Raw genomic sequence first — 18851 nt, forward strand, 5'->3', positions numbered from 1 at the left:
AGCTAGACAGCTTTCAAAGTTCAAAATTATATGCTTATCTTTAAGCAAACGGGCTATCCCAACAAAGTGTCAGACACTTTTGGGACAGCCCTTTCCTTTTATTTAGGCATCATTATCACTGAATTTTTCATTCACCATTCGATTTAAAATGTGGTTAATACCAATCGTCTTCTCAACTTCAAGAACAAAGGCAATACCTTTTCCAGGTTGATTTAATCCTGCATCTTCATCAATCTTTTTTAATACATGCGCTGTCTTCTCGCGGTCAATTAACGTCAATACGATATCTTTTTCCGGCTCAATAGGAATGTTAAATAGTTTTGCTTGCTCATGAATTCCTGTTCCACGTCCTGAAATAATTGTTCCACCTTCTGCACCGGACTTTTTTGAAGCTTCAACGACTTCATCCGCATCCCCTTTGTTAACAATAGAAACAATGAGATCATAAAGTACTGCTTGATTTTCCATACAAGATTTTACCTCCGTCCATTCATTTATATAAGTATTAATCCCGAGTAAATGAGCAATCCCTGTGATTGTCTTCGTATTTATAACCATTGCTAACCCTGTCCCTGGACAACAGAGGTTAGCCTCTTCTTCAATGGCTGATAAAACTCTATTACTTATATCACTACCAACAAGAGTTAAAATGATTTCTTTTTCAGGAATGATCGGTATACCTAAAAATGATTTATTTTCATGGACACCTGTTCCACGCCCTAAAATAATTGTGCCACCTTCTGCACCGGCTCGTTTGGAAACTTTTACGACCTTTTTTGCTTGTCCCTTTTTGACAATAGTTACAATAAGTTTATGCGCCTTGTTTACGGTGTTCATTGCTTTGTTCTCGCCCCTTTCCTTCAAATAAAAGCCCTAATGTAAGGACAGAAATTATTGGCGATAATGCGACTAATGCGATCATACCAAATCCATCTATTAGTGGGTCGCGCCCTTCCATTACCGATGCAACTCCGACTGCAATCGCTAAAATAAACGTCACCGTCATTGGACCAGTTGCAACTCCCCCTGAGTCAAACGCTATTGCTGTAAACCTTCTGGAAGAAAAAAACATTAATACTAGTGCAATCAAATACCCTGGAATAACAAAATACCATAACGGGATCCCTAATAATATACGGAGCATCGATACTGCAATTGAAACTGCCACACCTATCGATAATGTATAGAGCATCATTTTTTGTGATATCGATCCACCGGAAACTTTTTCGACTTCATGGTTTAAGATACGGACGGCAGGTTCTGCAAATGTTGCCACAAAACCAAATATAAACCCAATCGGGATTAAAATCCACCGGTATGATAAACTCCCTAGTTTCTCCCCAATCATCTCACCTACAGGAAAAAAGCCGACATGAACTCCTTGTAGGAAAAAAGCTAATCCAAAAAACGATAAAACAAGCCCTTTACCAATATTGATTAATTTTTTCTTATCTAATTTTAAAAAGAAGAATTGAAAAATCAGGAAAAAGATAATTAACGGAATTAATGCAAATGTAACTTCGAGCAATACATGGCTAAATCCTTTAAAAACATGAATTGTCATCCGTAGATCACCCCCAAAATAAGGACTGCTAAAATCGGACCTATAGAAGCTAACGCCACTAGCCCGAAGCTATCACTTGAAGTTGCTTTCCCTTTTAAAACAGAGGCAACACCTACACCTAACGCTAAAATAAATGGAACAGTCATTGGACCCGTTGTTACCCCACCTGCATCAAAAGAAATCGGAATAAAATTTGCAGGGGTAAAAGCTGCTAATAAAAACACTAACCCATATCCACCCATTAAAAGGTGGGTAATTTTAATATTAAAGATAATTCTTAACATTGCAAGCGCGACAAAAATTCCAACCCCTAAAGCAACTGAATAAATAAGAATATTACTTGAAATTTCACCATTTGAAACAAGGTCAATTTGCGTTGCTAGCACACGTACATCCGGCTCAGCAACGGTAACGACAAAGCCTAATAAGAAACCAAAAAATAAAATCATCCATAACTTATTCGTTTTCGGTAATGACGATCCAATCATTTCTCCAACGGGTAAAAGACCGATATGCACCCCTAAAAGAAAGAGGATAAGACCAACAGTAACAAAGGCGACCCCTACTAAAAATTGCAAAAACATTTCAAACGGTAACCATATAATTGTAAATTGCAGGATGATGACAACTAACGTAATTGGAATGACGGCATAGATAACTTCTTTAATTGTATCCTTGAAATCTTGCATAACTGTCTCCTCTCCTATTTTAAAAAATAAACAACATTAACTATAGTAAGTATTTTTTGACTTTGAAATATCTCTTTTCCCTTTTCCATGGCAAACTGAACATTTTGATTTTACATTAAGGAATTTCAGTAAAGTTTTTTCCACGTTTCCTGTACCTTTACACTTTTTACAAATCACAATAATTGCCATGACCTCACCTCTTTTAGTTGGTATTTACCATTATATTTAAAGAATAAACTTTTAATTTCTAATTTATTAATTAATTATAATTATTATAACATATATTCAAAAAATACGTTACTTATAACTATAAGATAATATCATTATGTAACATAGACAGTGATAATGAGTGTAAATTATTTTGAGGAGGTCATTCAAGGTTAATCATCTGAAAATAAAACAAAACGAATAACTTTAAAAAGAATATACAGGAGGGAATAATCGATAAATTGATGTCAATGTATAAGGTAGAATAGGAAGAGCTATGATTTGGGGACAAACTAAAACTATTAAATGATTTTTGCAAGATCATATACTGTTAATAAAAGTGATTAAAGAGCAGAGACTAGCCAAAAAATAGTGTTTATGTCCCTTCATAGAGGAAAGGGGAAAACATTAATCGGATAGCCTCCTCACTTCCAAAGTTTTACGAAAAGCGTGAAGACGATGCTTCGCTGACAACAATCACAAAAGCTAAAAGTAACAACTTTTTTGAAAAGAACCTCTGTTTTAGTACTACTTCATTAATTTAAATCACAAAGAGGTCCGTTACTTATTTATATAACTTAGATACATCATCGACGACGTTTTCTAATCCAGTTTTTACTTCTTCATCCCAAGTGAGCATCCCACCATAAAAATTATGAGCTTCTTTAATTCCATTTTCCTTTAAAAATCGTGCTACGTGATGACTTCGATTACCACTGCGACAAACAAGAATATACTCCTTATCCTTCTTTAATTCGGTTATGATATTCGGAATATTATGCATCGGTATAAGTGGGACCCCTGGAATATGAAATTCATCATATTCCTCTCGTTCTCTCACATCGATCATCACTACATCTTTCGGTTGGTCTTTAATGATTTCCTTTAACTCATTTACATCAATTTGTTTAATTCCTTCGTGTACAAAAGCCAATGTTGTTCCCTCTCTTTCTTAGCTTGAAGCTTTTTTATTTTATCGAGTTAAAAACTATCTACTCACAATATTTATTTAGTGTAATGAATTTCATAATTCATTATTTCCGCCACTAAGATCAATATATAGTTGCGTCAAAACCATTCGCAAACTATATATTGCATGTGGCTCATTTTTTGTAATCATGAAATTCACTCAGTGATGCTTATATAATAAATTTTATGTTATATAAAATAAAGTAATCTGACTTACATACAAAACTTTCATACGATGTATCTTCACCATCTAATATGGAAAAGGCGGATGATTTCCTTCTCTTCGCTGTGACCTTCTTTCGAATATCAGAGGCTCGTTCACGAAATCATCCGCCTCTTTTCATACAAAACGCCATGACATAGCTAGTCAGCGTTTAGTATGAATGTAATTCTCGTATGGGAGACTGTGCATAAATGCGGATTGGTGCAGAGATATTACAATTTCTGTAAAATGCGCGCATCAATACGCCGATTGTTGCACAAAAATTACAGCATCTGTAAAATCCACGTATCAAAACCCGATTGATGCACAGATATTACAATTTATGTAAAATACACGTATCAAAACGGCGATTGGCGCACGGATATTACAGTATTTGTAAAACACGCGCATCAAAACCAGTGATAAGCGAGTGTGAATTCCAGTATCTGTTAAATACGTTCGTCTAAAGCATAGATAAGCGAGCGTGAATTCCAGTATCTGTTAAACACGCTCGTCTAAAGCATAGATAAGCGAGCGTGAATTCCAGTATCTGTTAAACACGCTCGTCTAAAGCATAGATAAGCGAGCGTGAATTCCAGTATCTGTTAAAAGCACTCGTCAAATCCACTGTATGGTGTAGGGTGACGCCAAATGATTTCTCTTCTTGACTCAATCCAAGAGATGAGTAATCAAAACGCCTGAATGATTTCTCTTCTCGACTCAAAGCAAGAAAAGAGTAATCATAACACCGAAATGCTTTCTCTTCCTAGCTCAAAAAAAGAGATGAGTAATCATAAGCTTCTAAATGAGCATTCTGTTCTCTCTTTTACTGCGCACTCCTCCCATACTGTGAAGCAACAACATACTGTTTACTCCCCATTCCCATTAGGTGACACCTATTACATTAAAACAAAGTAGAAGTTTACCTAACTTAATGAATTTCATAATTCATTATTCTCGTCACTAAGATCAATATATAGTTGCACCAAAACACTTTGCAACTATATATTGTTTGATGTGACTCTTTTTTGGTAATTATGAAATTCACTCAACTAAATAAGAACAATTATTTTTAGGAGAAATGAGAACATAAGTAGAAATGGGCTGTCCTAAAACAAGTGTCGGACACTTTGTTTTGGACAGCCCCTTTCTATGCTAATTGCATTGTTCATTAAATATGCTAAATTCGCTGTTAATTAGAAGCAGAATTAAATGCTATTTTTCCCAATATTAATCCGTTTCGCTAAAAGCGAGCGCCTTGACACTTACAAACTTCTATTCAACTTTATTTCTTAATTTTAGTAAGCGATAAGTATGACCAACGACAACTTTACATACGGCGTAAGTCGGAACAGCTAGAAGCATTCCGATAATGCCAGCAAATCTCCCTGCAACAATTAATAATAAGATAATTGTTAATGGGTGGACCGCAAGTTTTTTCCCCATGATTTGCGGTGAAATAAAATTACTTTCAAATTGTTGCACGATTAAAATAACTGCCAATACTTTAAATACCATAAATGGTGAATCTATAATTGCCACGATTAGAGCGGGAATCGTACCAATCCATGGACCTACAAAAGGAATAATGTTCGTAAACATTGCGATTAAAGCAAGAATTAACGAATAATCAATGCCAATAATTAAAAAGCCAGCAAACATTAGCACTCCTACACAAAAGCTGACAAGAATTTGTCCTTGAATATAAGAGCTAAGCTTAAAGTCCATATCATTTAAAATTCTTTCACCTTCTATTCTTTGCTTTTCAGGTAAAAGCTTTAGCACTTGGTTAGGTGCTTTCTCCCCTTCTTTCAACATGTAAAATAAAATGAAAGGAATAATGATAAAAACGATAACGACATTCGTTATAAAACCAATTAATCCGGCAATATTTGAACTAACAATATTAAAAGCTTGATTCACATATTGAGTCATATTGGCTGCTAGTTTATCAAGAGATAATATATCGGTCGCTTGGAAGCGATCAATCCACTCGTTATCTTGCAATTGAATAATAAGAGCACGCATTTCATTGACTAAATAAGGTAAATTATCGATTAAACTATTGACCTGTTTTTGTAAGGTAGGTCCGATTAATAAAACTAAAACCGTTAACAAACCGATAACTCCTAAATAGATCATAATAATTGCATACGTCTTTGGAACCTTTTGCTTATGTAACCAATTCACTACCGGACGAAACAAATAATATAATACCCCAGCGAGTAAAACCGGGAAAAATAAAGTTTCAACAAAAACGACGAAAGGACGGAAAATAAACTGAACTAAAGACCCTAAATAAATAATGATGAAAACCATAATAATACCTAGAAACACACGAAACCATTTATATTGAGCCAATTGGCGACACCTACTTTCTTAACCAAAAACTACAAAATTTTAACTTTATAAATTATATCACAAATCTTTAACATTTTTTAGAAATATGAATTAAGTTGGTATAGTGGGTTGTTGGTTTGTCGCTAGTTATCTAGTTGGAAAGCCGAATGTTGGTAGTTTAATGAATTTCATAATTCATATTTAGCGCTACTAAGATCAATATATATCCTGAACGAGCCTCTAAATTTCGTTAGAAGTTTAAAGCGAAGAGAGGGAAATTGCTCGTTCTTTTACATTTTAGATTGTGGGATGCCGTCATCAGGGTTTTGTATAAGTAATAAAAAGATGACTAATTAAAGTGAAGTTATGTTAAAACTTCATCGCCTTAATTAAGTCACCCTTTTCTCGTCTAGTTGTTTTGTAATGCCATTTTTTTGCACGTTTGTCGTTTTACTAATTTATGTGGAATAATAACATTTTTTGGTTCCAATGAAGGAAGTTGAATTTTTTCAATTAATAAATTTGTTGCTTCAAAACCTAATCCAAAAATATTAATATCCACTGTCGTCATAGGGGGTGATGAAAGTTCAGAGATTAACACGTTATTAAAGCTAATAATTGAAATATCTTCAGGAACACTCATCCCCATTTCACTCAACATTCGCATAACACCAAAGGTCATAATATCATCAGAGACGACGAGAGCTGTTGGCGGCTCTGATAAGCTCATCAGTTCAATGACGGCATCTTGTCCACCTTCTTGTAGTTCCTTATGATAAACGACAAACTCCTCTTTAAACGGGATCTTCGCATTTTGTAACGCCTGTTCATATCCCTTTTTGTGGTCAACCGTAATTACAAAGTCTAGCTCTCCACCGATAAAAGCAATATGTTGATGACCGAGTAATATTAAATACTCTGTAACAGTTTTGGAAGCTTTAAAATTATCATTGTTGACATATGTGATTTGTTCGTCTAGTTGATCTCCGTATGGGCGCCCAATCAAGACAAACGGAAACTTTTGCATTTGTAAATAAGGCATAATTCGGTCATTAATTCTTGAATAAAGTAAAATAATGCCGTCTACCCTGCCACCTTGAACCATATGAACAACTTCTTGGAAAATTTCATCTTCGGATTGTCCAGTTGATAAATATAATCCAAAACCTTGTTGGTGAGCTTTTGTACTAATTCCACGAATCACTTCTGGGAAGAAAGGATTTTGAAACGCTTTATTTGCTGAACTTGGCATCACAATCCCAATCGTTTTTGTACTTTTATTTGCTAAACTTCTTGCATTAAAATTTGGATGGTAACCGAGCTTTTCCATCGCCTCTCGAACTTTGTCCTTTGTTTTTTGACTAATTCTAGGACTGTTAGCAATAACTCGAGATACAGTGGAAGGCGCAACATTTGCAAGCTTTGCAACATCCTTAATTGTTACCGCCATAGTTCCCCCTCTTTTCCACTTTTATTTCTTATTTTTAGTGTAGCTATTTTTCATTATATTAACAATGTATTTTTTACCTTTCTACACTAACTTTTAATGTTTTTTTCGTTTTATCAAATAGCTGATTCGTAATTGAAATCTGCTCACCGTTTACAAAAACATCTACACCTTTATTAACGTTATGCAATACTAACGTTTCTATTGTCCAACTCGGATCATAACTGCCGTTTGCTTCTCGCAAAGAAATGTTTACAATACTTGAACTGTATTCACACACGAGCTCTTGATCAAACGTTTCCCCTTCATCATAACGATTAGTTGTACCATCATCTTCATATAGTTTGTATTCTGTACGGCCCTCGTCACCAAGATAAATGTGATATGTTAGTTCGTCTTCAGGAGTTGCTGTTGACTGCTTAATCGTTCCATGTGGGATAACCGTCCCTTGTTTAATAAAAATAGGTAAAATATCGATCGGTGCTTCAACAAGATGATGCTTATTTCCTAAAAGCACTTCATCCGTCCAATAATTCACCCATTTTCCTTCTGGTAAATAAACGACACGGTGTTTAGTTGTCGGTGTTAAAATAGGTGCAACAATGACATTGTCACCAATCATAAACTGATCAGACAAATTAAATGTATTCTCATCAGTTGGATATTCTAAAACGAGCGGTCTCATCACAGGGAGCCCTGTTTGATTTGCTTCACGGAACAATGTATATAAATGTGGAAGCCACACATATCGTTGTTCAATATATTTTTTCGCCAGCTGCTCAACGTCTTCCCCAAAAGACCAAGGTTCTTGTCGGACCGTATTTATTGCACTATGGTTGCGGAAATAAGGAGTAAACGTTCCAAATTGTGTCCAACGTACTAATAGCTCTCCACTTGCGTCATGTGCAAATCCACCAACATCTGGCCCACAAAAAGGAACACCTGACATTCCTAGGTTCATGCACATCGGTAAAGCGAGTTGCAAGTGTTCCCAAAAAGAACGATTATCACCTGTCCATACTGAAGCATAGCGTTGTACTCCTGCGTAACCAGCTCTTGTTAGTAAAAATGACCGCTTTCCGTGTAAATGTTGTTTCATACCTTCAAACGTTGCTTCTCCCATCAAAAAACCGTATACATTGTGTAACTCTCGATGTGTTTTTGAATCACCATCATTGTCGTGCATTACTTTAACATCCATCGTTTTCGTTTCATTAAACACCGCGGGTTCATTCATGTCATTCCAAATACCTTCAATTCCTAAATCAGCATAAAATTTATGTTGCTCTCCCCACCACTGGCGAGTATTCGTTTTTGTGAAATCAGGAAACGCTGAATTACCAGGCCATACATCACCAAAATAAATATTACCTTCAAGATATTTGCAAAAATGATTGTTTTTTACACCTTCTTGATAAATGGAATATTCAGGGTCTTCCTTTACGCCTGGATCTACGATCGGAACCACTTTAATACCTGCTTTTTTCAAATCTTCAACCATAGCTTTCGGCGTTGGAAAACGATCGTTGTCAAATGTAAATACACGATATTCATTCATATAATGAATATCTAAATAAATCGCATCGACAGGAATCTTTTTTTCGATAAAATCATTTGCAAGTTGTCTTACTTCTTCTTCCGTTTCATAACTATAGCGTGATTGGTGATACCCTAACGCCCATTTAGGGGGCATTGGCATCGTTCCAGTTAATTCCGTATACTGCTTTAATACGTCTTTCATAGTCGGACCAGCAAATACATAATAATCGATTTGCCCAACATCTGCCTTAAATGAGTACGTATCTTTCTCTGACTTTAAATCAAAGTGAGTTCTACCAGTATTATCAAAAAATATTCCATGAGCCTTTCCTTCACGTAGCGTTATAAAAAACGGAATCGATTGATATAACGGATCAGTTTCTGGGTTATGTGGAGCATACACATCGGTATTCCACATTTCCATCTTTTCACCACGTTTATCTAGAAAACCAGTTTTTTCACCAAACCCGTAAAAATGATCGTCATCTGTCATTTTTTTATAGCAAATGACTTCACTTTTTTCATTGAAAGCCATCCCTTTATCAGTTTCAGAAACTAAGGTTTTCCCTTCATTGTCGAGTACCGACACTCTAAAAGGCTTTTTTGAAATATTGATAACGATGGTAGCCGTTTTTAGTTCTACAAAATCTTTATTATCTACTACTTCGAGCTTAACGCCTTGTTGTTCTTTAATTACCGCAAAACTTGATTTCAACTGAGGGCGTTTTTTTTGATTCATAACGATTCGTGCCGTTTTATCATTATAAAACATTATCGCAACATGGCCATTGACCGTTTTAAAATAAACAACATCAGCCTCAATATTAAATGATAAAAGATCACCAATATCTTTAAAATTGTCACCAATTAACTGTTTTTTCGTTCCAGGGTGAATCGCAAAACTTGTATCTTCCATGTTTTTCCCTCCTTAATGAATGCAAGACGATATCTTAAAAAATCGCATGATAAATTACTCGTCACCATCTAAGATAGAAAAGGCGGGCGCTTTTCCTCACTTCACCTTGACCTTCTAAAGAATCTCAGACGTTCGTTCGCAAAAGCACCCACCTTTTTTCAGACAAAATCTCATGACGAACATCGTCACCATCTCGGATGAAAAAATCAGGCTCGACTTCCTAACCAACTAACCAACAAACCAACTAGCCAACTAAACCAATTTATAAACTCTTGCTTCATAAGGTTTTAATAAGATGTCTGACAGGTCGGCGTCAGAATCAACTTCATAGTTACTCATTAAAAGTTCACACGTGTAATCCTTAAAACGATCTGGAATAACAAACTTTGCTTCATCTCCAAAAAGGTTCGTTATTACGATTGTTTTTTCCCCTTCAAAACTTCTAGTATAAGCATAAATTTTCGGATCATCTTTTAAGATAAGCTCATAAGTACCGTAAATTAATTCTGTAAAGTTTTTGCGAAGTTTGATTAAATTTTTGTAATAATGATAAATGGAATTTTCGTCTTTCATTGCTTCTTCAACATTGATATGTTTATAATTAGGGTTCACTTTTAACCACGGCTCACCACTAGTAAACCCAGCATTTTTTTCATCATTCCAGTGCATCGGTGTTCTCGAATTATCTCGACCATTTTTCCAAATGATCTCCATTATTTCATCATGAGAACGTCCACTCTCAATTTCATTAGCGTACATATTTTTTATTGCAACATCATTATAATCTTCAATTGAGTCAAATTGGACATTTGTCATGCCAATTTCCTGTCCTTGGTAAATAAAAGGAGTACCCTGCATTAAAAAGTACATTGTCGCTAAACATTTAGCAGATTTCTCCCAATACTGATCATCTTTCCCCCATGTAGAAACAGAACGAGGTTGATCATGATTTTCTAAAAATAAAGCATTCCAACCTTTTTGATCTAATGCTGTTTGCCATTTCGTTAAAATTTCTTTAAGAGCAGGAAGGTTAATACCGGAATCAGTATTTTTCCCCCATAGGTCTAAATGTTCAAACTGGAAAATCATATTGAAATAACCGTTCTCCTCGCCTACCCACGCATCTGCTTCCTCAGCCTTTACCCCGTTGGCTTCACCGACTGTCATAATATCGTACTGATCAAACGTTTCTTGTTTCAACTCTGTTAAAAAAACATCAATGCCTTCTTGATTCATATGTCCGTCAAAAGAAGGTACGTAACGCTTATTTTCAGGGTTAGGCATATCAGGAAAGCCTGGAGCTTTTTTAACATGAGAGATGGCATCAATACGAAAACCATCGATGCCTTTATCTAACCACCAATTGACCATTTCATATAATTCTTTTCTTACTTTTTCGTTTTCCCAGTTTAAATCTGGCTGTTTTCGTGAAAAAACGTGCATAAAGTATTCATTCGTTTTCTCATCAAACTCCCAGGCAGAACCACCGAAAATTGATTCCCAATTATTCGGTTCACGCCCTTCTTTTCCAAGATGCCAAATATAATAATCTCTATATGGATTTTCTTTTGAAGAACGCGATTCGATAAACCACGGATGTTCATCTGAAGTGTGATTAATAACGAGGTCCATAATAAGTTTCATACCACGACCATGGACTTCTTGGAGTAATTCATCAAAGTCTGCCATCGTTCCAAACTCATCCATAATCCCTTTATAATCACTTATATCATAGCCATTGTCATCGTTTGGCGAACTATAAATTGGGCAAATCCAAATTACATCGATTCCTAAGCCTTTTAAGTAATCTAATTTAGATATGACACCTTGAATGTCGCCTATGCCATCTCCGTTTGAATCCATAAAACTACGAGGGTAAATTTGATAAGCTACGGCTTCTTTCCACCATTTTTTATTCATATTGTCTTCTCCTTTTCTCTAGGTGCTCTTTAATTTAGAAAAGAGGAGCTAATAGTAAGCTCCTCTTTCAACTGTTTGTTTACTATTTTTATGAAGCAAGTTTGCTACATTAAATAAAATCATCCTATTGTAATTAACTTTATCCTTTCGTCGCTCCCGATGTTAAACCTGAAATTAAGTAACGTTGTAACATTAAGAAAATAAGAGCAATCGGAACAGCTACAAGGATTGCACCTGCAGCAAATCTCGTAAAGTTATTTGCAAATTGGTCATTTACGAAGTTAAATAAGCCTAGTGCTAACGTAAAGTTTTCTGGACTTCTTAAAACAATTCTCGGTAAAATAAAGTCCATGAACGGCGCCATAAAATTGAATAATGCAACTACCGCCAAAATTGGCTTTGCAAGTGGCAACATAATTTGGAAGAAAATCCTAAAGTGCCCTGCACCATCAATTTTCGCACTTTCATCTAACTCTCTCGGTATCGTATCAAAGTACCCTTTGACTAAGAAGGCATTCATCGGAATTGATCCACCTACGTAAATAAGAATTAATCCCCATAACGAGTCAAGTAATCCGATGATGTTTAATAAAATAAATAATGCAACCATCGCCATGAGAACCGGGAACATTTGTAGTAGTAAAAATGCGTATAACCCATATTTACGACCGACAAAGCGATATCTAGAAAACGCATAAGCAACAAGTGACACAAAAAATGTTGACGCTAATGATGTTGTAAATGCAACAAATAAAGTGTTTTTATACCACTGAACGTAATTACTTCTTGGATCAAAGAACAACCATTCATAGTGAACGAACGACCAGTTTTCTGGGAACATTCGCGCTCCATATAGGCTTGTTCCTGGATTTAGTGAAAGCCCCAGTGCCCATAGAAGAGGATAAAAAATGATCACAAACATCACTGCAATAATCGCATATATTACCGTTAATTCTAAAGTGTTTTTCGTTTTTTTCGTCATAGCCATTAGTAATTACCCTCCTCTTTAAAGGAACGAGTTCTTCGGAATTGGAAGAAGGCAAATCCTGCAACCATTAAACCAAGGATAATGGAAATTGCCGCTGCCATATTATAATTTTGTGTTTCAAATGTTAATCCGTAAACCCACGAAATCAAGATATCCGTTCCACCGGCATTTTGTCCGCGAACAGCCGGTCCACCTTGGTTAAATAAGTAAATAATATTAAAGTTATTAAAGTTTCCAGCATATTGCATAATTAATAATGGTGCAGTGGCAAACATCAAGTGTGGGAACGTGATGTTACGGAATTTTTGCCAACGATTCGCTCCATCAATATCCGCTGCTTCATACCAATCTGAAGAAATACTTTGCAAAACACCAGTAAATAGAGCAAATACGAACGGGAACCCTAACCATGTTTGAATCATGATCAATGCGGTTTTTGTCCAAAACGGATCTGACAACCACGGTATTCCTTCACCGAACAGTGGGATAATAATTTCCCGATTGATCGCCCCGAAATTATCATTAAATAATGCTGTGAAAATAATAATTGTAACGAAAGCTGGTACTGCCCACGGTAAAATAAGTACTGTACGAATTAATCGTTTAAATTTAACTCGTGGATCATTAACGAGTATTGCTAAAAACATAGCTAAACCAATTTGTAGTGTTGTGGCGATAAACGTCCAAATTAACGTCCATGAAAGAACCGTTAAAAACGTTGTTCGCCATATTGGCATCGTAATTAAAGCTTTAAAGTTGTCAAATCCTACCCACTCTAATAAGTGTCTGGGTGGAGAGTTGTACAAACTGTAATTAGTAAATGCTATAAAGACCATAAATAATAGTGGGAAGATAACGACGAATACTAATAAAAATAGCCCTGGGCCTACAAGTAAATAAGGAAACCCTTTATCCCATGCATCACGAAAAGCCTCACGCATCGATGGAATTGTCCAACCTTCTTGAATTCTCTTTGCGTCCTTACGTGCATCGATTAAATTGGCGATATAAAACGTTAAAGCAAAGGCAGTTAAAATGAGGGAGATAATCCCTTGACTTAGTAATACACGTGAATCATCAACCCTCGGAATCTCACCTAGTGTCATCAATCCCCAATATCCCATATTTAAAAAGTCATAAAAAGCTATAATGAAAGCAGCAAAGAGAATGAATAAAATTGAACCTTTTATATAACGCCGGTTATAAAGTTGTCCGATACCTGGGACAACTGATAATAGAGTAGCTAACGTCGGGTTATGGTTATTTTTTTTGTTTGCTACATTTTGTTGTTCGTTTTTAGACGACATGGACACTTTCCTCCTGCTTGAAAAAGTGGAGCGAAAAAGGTCGCCCCTTTCCGCTCATTCATTAAATTATTGACCAGCAGTCATTTCGATTTGCTCATGAATATCTTCAACTGCTTCTTCTAATACTTCTGCTACATCATCACCTTGAGAGATGAATTCTAAAGCATCGCCCATAGGATCCCAAACTTGAGACATTTCAGGAACGTTAGGCATCGGTTCAGCAAATTCTGCTTGAGCTAAAATGCCGTTTCTTAATTCATCATCAATTGTAATATCGTCACGAGCAGGAATTTCACCAGCAAGGTTAAAGTAGTGCTCACTGTTTTCTGCATTCGTAATGAATAACGCTAAGTCAGTAGCCCAATCTTTGTTCTCACTATACTCAGATACGAACCATCCTTTAACACCAGAAAATGAGTTTAAGTTGTTACCATCTATTGTTGGTAATGTTGTAACCGCTAAGTTTTCACCTAAAGCGTCAGAAAAATCAGGAATGCTCCAAGGCCCCGTTACGACCGCTCCAACTTTTCCATCCATAAATAAACCACTCATTACATCTCCAGTAATTCCACGTGGCATTAACCCTTCTTCAAACCAAGATTGGATTAATTGTCCACCTTGTACTGCACCTTCATTCGATAATCCGATATCAGTAATATCGTAAGCACCATCAGCGTCACGTCCAAATACGTAACCACCAGGGCCAGCTAAGAACGGATATGTGAAATAGAAGTTTGTCGCTTCCATTAAGAAACCGTACTCATCATTTGCAGCATTTGTTAAGTCTCTAGCGATGTCTAAAAGCTCATCCATTGTTTCTGGAGCTTCAGGAATTAAATCAGTGTTATAAAATAATCCGTAAGTTTCAACAACTGCAGGAATACCAAATTGGAAGCCTTCATAACTTAAGGCTTCAAGCGCTCCTTCTTGGTAACCAGCTAATTGATCAGCCGTTAAATCTAATTCAGCCGCTAAACCTTGTAAGTAAATCGCACCTACTCTATCATGCGGGTGAATGAATAAATCTGGTCCAAGACCTGCAGGACCATCTAAAGATAATGCATCTAATTGGTCTAACATTGACATAGGAACGATATTAACTGCAATGCCTCTTTCTGCTTCATAATCAGCAGCGATATCCTCGTATGCTTGAAGTTGAGTTTCTTCATCGTTAACCCACATTGTTAAACTTTCTGGCTTAGGCTCGTCTACGGCCGTTTCGTCTGTTACTTCGTCTCCTGTTTCACCTGGAGTTGGTTCTGGCTCAGCATCACGCTGTGGCCCACACGCCGCTAATGCTAAAGAAAAAACTAACACTAGCATCATCATTAATAATGTTGACTTTTTAAACATTTCTTTTTCCCCCTTTTAATTTTATAAAGGATTTTAAGTACTTGAAATGATCTCCAAATACATGAATGTTGCCTCTCATGAGAAATCACTTCTAAAATGATTAGCCTATAAAATAATTTGCGACAAATTTTAGATCATATACTAATTATTTTTATAGTGATTTTTCCCGAATTCCAGTCATTATGTAAGTTGGCCATCCCAAAACTCAAATTAAGACAAACGGTTGCGCAACAATCACAAAAAAATATTACTATTTAATACCTCTTGTGAAATCGCTTGCACCGTATCTTTAATTCTCATTATACTTACGCTTTCTTAATATGACAAGCATTTTTTTTAATACTTTATAATTTCTTAGATTAACACTCGCTTTCATCACTTTTTAGCAAAGATATAATCGTTAATAAAAATCATCTGCACTCGTTTGCAATCTTTGTAGTAAATGATCTATATCCGTTGTATTTTCATCTTGCATTGAGACATCAGCTAATATTTTCTCGGTATTTTTAGATAAAACCGAACTTGTTTTTGTCGAGAGCAAACGATTGCGTTAGTTTATAGCTTAATTTTACTGAAAATTATATTAACATCCAATAGTTTTTATATTTTATAATAAAAATAGAACTAAAGTTCTATCTTTACTTCCCTTCTCGTTTAGCTAATCTACGATATTCATTCGGAGTTATCCCCTCTACCTTTTTAAATAACCTAGAAAAATAGGCACTATCCGCTATACCTACTTGTCTAGAGATTGAATCTAATTTTTCATTTGTTGTTGTAAGCTGTTTTTTCGCTATAGAGAGGCGGTAGGATGTTAAATATTGCAAAGGTGTTATTCCTAATGTTTTTTGCATACAGCGTGTAATATAATCAGAATGAAATAATAACTGTTTTGATATGTCCTCCATCTTTATTGCTTCTTTTTGATAATTTTTTTGAATAAACGTAATCACTTGTTTTGTTACTTGTTCTGCGCTCGTTGGAATTTGGATTGAATCTTTTTGTAATTGTAAAATTAACTCTTGGAAAACAATTTGTTCTTTTAAACGTTTTTCCGGACTATTCGTATCATTAAATGAAAAAAGACGATCCAGTTCGTGATTTATAAATTCTTGACTCCCTATTTTTCCATACCTCGGAATGTGAAACATATGCTTTGCTGATTCTATATACGTATGTTCCTGCTTGAGAACCATTCCCCAATTAATATCAGTACAATTTTTTAATACATAAGGTTTTTCTAAACAAAAATGAATCCAACTATAATGGGTATCAACCGTACAGGCTTTATATCCGAAGTGTTCTAATCCTGGCATAAGAATTAAATACTCTCCAGCTTTCACATCGTACTTTACTCCATCTTCACAAATATAGAGCACTCCTTTGTTTACAATTAAAAGATCGAAAACTGAAAAAGTACAACGTCTCATATGTTTTTTGCCTTCATTAAAACAATCTTTACTTCCGGCGATATATGTTGGAAACGGCGGTACTTCAAAAATTAATGTGTTCACTAGTCCCACTCCTTTAAGTCGAAATCGTCCAATTATCATCGACATTATGTCTTTTTTATGCTTTTAAAAACCGTTACAATAATGATACTGAAAAATTCGTTATTGTCCAATTACTTGACTGAATTTCATAATTACCAAAAATGAGCCACATCACCCAATATATAGTTTGCGAATGGTTTTAACGCAACTATATTTTTGACCTTAGTGGCGATAATAATAAATTATGAAATTCATTGTAGATAAAATTGGCAGATGAGGTGGAAAACAATAATGAAAAATACCAAAAAAAACAATGGGGCTAAATTAACTTTATTTGCGTTAACTTGGCCTATTTTTATTGAAATCTTTTTGCATATGTTAATGGGAAATGCCGACACTCTCATGTTAAGCCAATATGATGATAATGCAGTGGCTTCCGTAGGAGTTTCCAATCAGTTAATCAATGTGATTATCGTTATGTTCGGGTTTATAGCCACAGGAACTGCAATTTTAATTGCGCAATATATTGGCGCAAAAAAAGAGCAAGACGCAAATAAAATCGCTGTTGTATCAATTGTAGGAAATTTAGCTTTCGGCCTAGTCCTTAGTGCTATTTTAGTGTTTTTTGCTCCCTACATTTTGAGAGCAATGAATATACCTCCAGAGTTAATGGATGCATCTTTAATGTATTTGCGGATCGTTGGTGGGTTTGCCTTTATTCAAGCACTAATCATGACAATTGCAGCAATCATTCGTAGTCACGGTTTTACAAAAGATGCAATGTACGTCACGATGGGCATGAATTTAATTAATGTGATTGGTAACTATTTCTTTATTTTCGGTCCTTTCGGGTTTCCAGTTTTAGGAGTAACTGGTGTAGCAATCTCGACGGCAACTAGTCGTACGATCGGACTAATTGCGATGTTCATATTGCTTCATTATCGGATTAAAGGCAGCTTACCATTTACCCATGTTTTTAAATCATTCCCGAAAACAGAATTAAAAAAATTATTAAAGATTGGCATTCCTTCTGCTGGAGAACATTTATCTTATAACACTTCTCAAATAGCCATTACTTACTTTATTGCTTCAATGGGGACAATTGCATTAACATCGAAGGTTTACACTCAAAATATAATGATGTTTATATTATTATTTTCAATTGCGATCGGCCAAGGTACTCAAATTTTAATTGGTCAATATGTTGGCGCTGAAAAATTACAAGCTGCTTATAAACGTTGTTTAAAAAGCTTAAAGCTTGCGATACTAGTCTCGACGAGTATGGCAATTATTTTTTCTTTCTTTAGTTCATCATTATTTGGTATTTTTACAGAAAACCCGGATATCATTACCCTTGGAACGACACTTATTTTACTTACGATTATTTTAGAGCCTGGTAGAGCTTTTAACTTAGTCGTTATTAACTCCTTAAGGGCAGCCGGAGATGTTAAATATCCTGTTTATATCGGTATTTTATCAATGTGGGGAGTTGCTGTAACTCTTTCATATGTTTTAGGTATCGTGTTTGAATTAGGATTGATTGGTGTATGGATCGCCTTTATTGTCGATGAATGGCTAAGAGGCTTGTTAATGTTAAGACGATGGCGTTCTAAAAAGTGGCAACAAATGTCCTTTGTAGAAAAAGATTCTGAAGCTTCATAGCGGTTGTATATAAAAAGCAGAGCGATTGTCCTGAACAAGGCTGTTTATTTCACCAAGAAATAATAGCTAAGATATGGATATCGCTCTGCTGCTTTACAATCGTCTAAATATTACGAAAAAATGGCATTTTTTATAAAAATCAACTAAATTCATCGCTTTTTGGTGTTTTTTTACATACGAATAATTTTTGACAATAAAAGGACATTCTGCTTAAATAAAGAAGGGATTCCTTTTTTCATTATGTTAATAGGAATC

At 35.4% G+C, this 18851-nt stretch carries 14 protein-coding genes; 1 reads left to right on the forward strand and 13 read right to left on the reverse strand.

What is annotated here, in order from left to right; all coding sequences use genetic code 11:
* Positions 1–102: 102 nt before the first annotated feature.
* From BKP35_RS13865 to BKP35_RS13920, 13 genes are all read right to left on the reverse strand, one after another.
* Positions 103–837, reverse strand: coding sequence for a P-II family nitrogen regulator (locus tag BKP35_RS13865; RefSeq protein ID WP_071313956.1), 735 nt, complete (start codon positions 835–837; stop codon positions 103–105).
* Positions 812–1564 carry a DUF1538 domain-containing protein gene (locus tag BKP35_RS13870; protein ID WP_071313957.1) on the reverse strand — a complete coding sequence of 251 codons (753 nt, stop codon included), beginning with the start codon at positions 1562–1564 and terminating at the stop codon, positions 812–814. The genes BKP35_RS13865 and BKP35_RS13870 overlap by 26 nt, the downstream gene beginning before the upstream one ends.
* On the reverse strand, positions 1561–2253 hold the full coding sequence (locus BKP35_RS13875) for a DUF1538 domain-containing protein (RefSeq protein ID WP_071313958.1): 693 nt from the start codon (positions 2251–2253) through the stop codon (positions 1561–1563). The genes BKP35_RS13870 and BKP35_RS13875 overlap by 4 nt, the downstream gene beginning before the upstream one ends.
* Before the next feature lie 772 nt (positions 2254–3025).
* On the reverse strand, positions 3026–3394 hold the full coding sequence (locus BKP35_RS13880; RefSeq protein WP_071313959.1) for a rhodanese-like domain-containing protein: 369 nt from the start codon (positions 3392–3394) through the stop codon (positions 3026–3028).
* A 1512-nt stretch (positions 3395–4906) separates the two neighbouring features.
* Positions 4907–5992 (reverse strand): AI-2E family transporter, encoded by a 1086-nt coding sequence (locus BKP35_RS13885; RefSeq protein WP_071313960.1) that lies wholly within the window; start codon positions 5990–5992, stop codon positions 4907–4909.
* 388 nt (positions 5993–6380) lie between these two features.
* Positions 6381–7421, reverse strand: a complete 1041-nt coding sequence (locus BKP35_RS13890; RefSeq protein ID WP_071313961.1) for a LacI family DNA-binding transcriptional regulator — start codon at positions 7419–7421, stop codon at positions 6381–6383.
* Positions 7422–7494: 73 nt separating this feature from the next.
* A complete protein-coding gene (locus BKP35_RS13895) occupies positions 7495–9873 on the reverse strand; it encodes a glycoside hydrolase family 31 protein (RefSeq protein WP_071313962.1) in 2379 nt (792 codons plus the stop codon).
* A gap of 252 nt (positions 9874–10125) precedes the next feature.
* Positions 10126–11793, reverse strand: coding sequence for a glycoside hydrolase family 13 protein (locus tag BKP35_RS13900; protein ID WP_071313963.1), 1668 nt, complete (start codon positions 11791–11793; stop codon positions 10126–10128).
* 139 nt (positions 11794–11932) lie between these two features.
* Entirely contained in the window at positions 11933–12775 is an 843-nt protein-coding gene (locus BKP35_RS13905; RefSeq protein WP_071314116.1) for a sugar ABC transporter permease, read from the reverse strand.
* Positions 12776–12780: 5 nt separating this feature from the next.
* Positions 12781–14088 carry a sugar ABC transporter permease gene (locus tag BKP35_RS13910; protein ID WP_071313964.1) on the reverse strand — a complete coding sequence of 436 codons (1308 nt, stop codon included), beginning with the start codon at positions 14086–14088 and terminating at the stop codon, positions 12781–12783.
* A 66-nt stretch (positions 14089–14154) separates the two neighbouring features.
* A complete protein-coding gene (locus BKP35_RS13915; RefSeq protein ID WP_071313965.1) occupies positions 14155–15441 on the reverse strand; it encodes an extracellular solute-binding protein in 1287 nt (428 codons plus the stop codon).
* Between the two features lie 400 nt (positions 15442–15841).
* Positions 15842–15982 carry a hypothetical protein gene (locus BKP35_RS19650; protein ID WP_169819230.1) on the reverse strand — a complete coding sequence of 47 codons (141 nt, stop codon included), beginning with the start codon at positions 15980–15982 and terminating at the stop codon, positions 15842–15844.
* Positions 15983–16079: 97 nt separating this feature from the next.
* Positions 16080–16955: an AraC family transcriptional regulator gene (locus BKP35_RS13920; protein WP_169819231.1), complete on the reverse strand. Its 876-nt coding sequence runs from the start codon at positions 16953–16955 to the stop codon at positions 16080–16082.
* Between the two features lie 270 nt (positions 16956–17225).
* On the opposite strand from BKP35_RS13920, the gene BKP35_RS13925 reads away from it, so the two are divergent.
* A complete protein-coding gene (locus tag BKP35_RS13925) occupies positions 17226–18596 on the forward strand; it encodes an MATE family efflux transporter (protein ID WP_071313967.1) in 1371 nt (456 codons plus the stop codon).
* Positions 18597–18851 lie beyond the last annotated feature (255 nt).

Origin of the sequence: Anaerobacillus arseniciselenatis, from assembly GCF_001865995.1 — a bacterium.
GTDB classification, from domain to species: domain Bacteria; phylum Bacillota; class Bacilli; order Bacillales; family Anaerobacillaceae; genus Anaerobacillus; species Anaerobacillus arseniciselenatis.

What these genes read in the sequence shown, in the direction of transcription:
- BKP35_RS13865 (WP_071313956.1), bottom strand. Translation starts at nt 837, where the DNA reads ATGAACACCGTAAACAAGGCGCATAAACTTATTGTAACTATTGTCAAA.
- BKP35_RS13870 (WP_071313957.1), bottom strand. Translation starts at nt 1,564, where the DNA reads ATGACAATTCATGTTTTTAAAGGATTTAGCCATGTATTGCTCGAAGTT.
- BKP35_RS13875 (WP_071313958.1), bottom strand. Translation starts at nt 2,253, where the DNA reads ATGCAAGATTTCAAGGATACAATTAAAGAAGTTATCTATGCCGTCATT.
- BKP35_RS13890 (WP_071313961.1), bottom strand. Translation starts at nt 7,421, where the DNA reads ATGGCGGTAACAATTAAGGATGTTGCAAAGCTTGCAAATGTTGCGCCT.
- BKP35_RS13895 (WP_071313962.1), bottom strand. Translation starts at nt 9,873, where the DNA reads ATGGAAGATACAAGTTTTGCGATTCACCCTGGAACGAAAAAACAGTTA.
- BKP35_RS13900 (WP_071313963.1), bottom strand. Translation starts at nt 11,793, where the DNA reads ATGAATAAAAAATGGTGGAAAGAAGCCGTAGCTTATCAAATTTACCCT.
- BKP35_RS13905 (WP_071314116.1), bottom strand. Translation starts at nt 12,775, where the DNA reads ATGACGAAAAAAACGAAAAACACTTTAGAATTAACGGTAATATATGCG.
- BKP35_RS13910 (WP_071313964.1), bottom strand. Translation starts at nt 14,088, where the DNA reads ATGTCGTCTAAAAACGAACAACAAAATGTAGCAAACAAAAAAAATAAC.
- BKP35_RS13915 (WP_071313965.1), bottom strand. Translation starts at nt 15,441, where the DNA reads ATGTTTAAAAAGTCAACATTATTAATGATGATGCTAGTGTTAGTTTTT.
- BKP35_RS13925 (WP_071313967.1), top strand. Translation starts at nt 17,226, where the DNA reads ATGAAAAATACCAAAAAAAACAATGGGGCTAAATTAACTTTATTTGCG.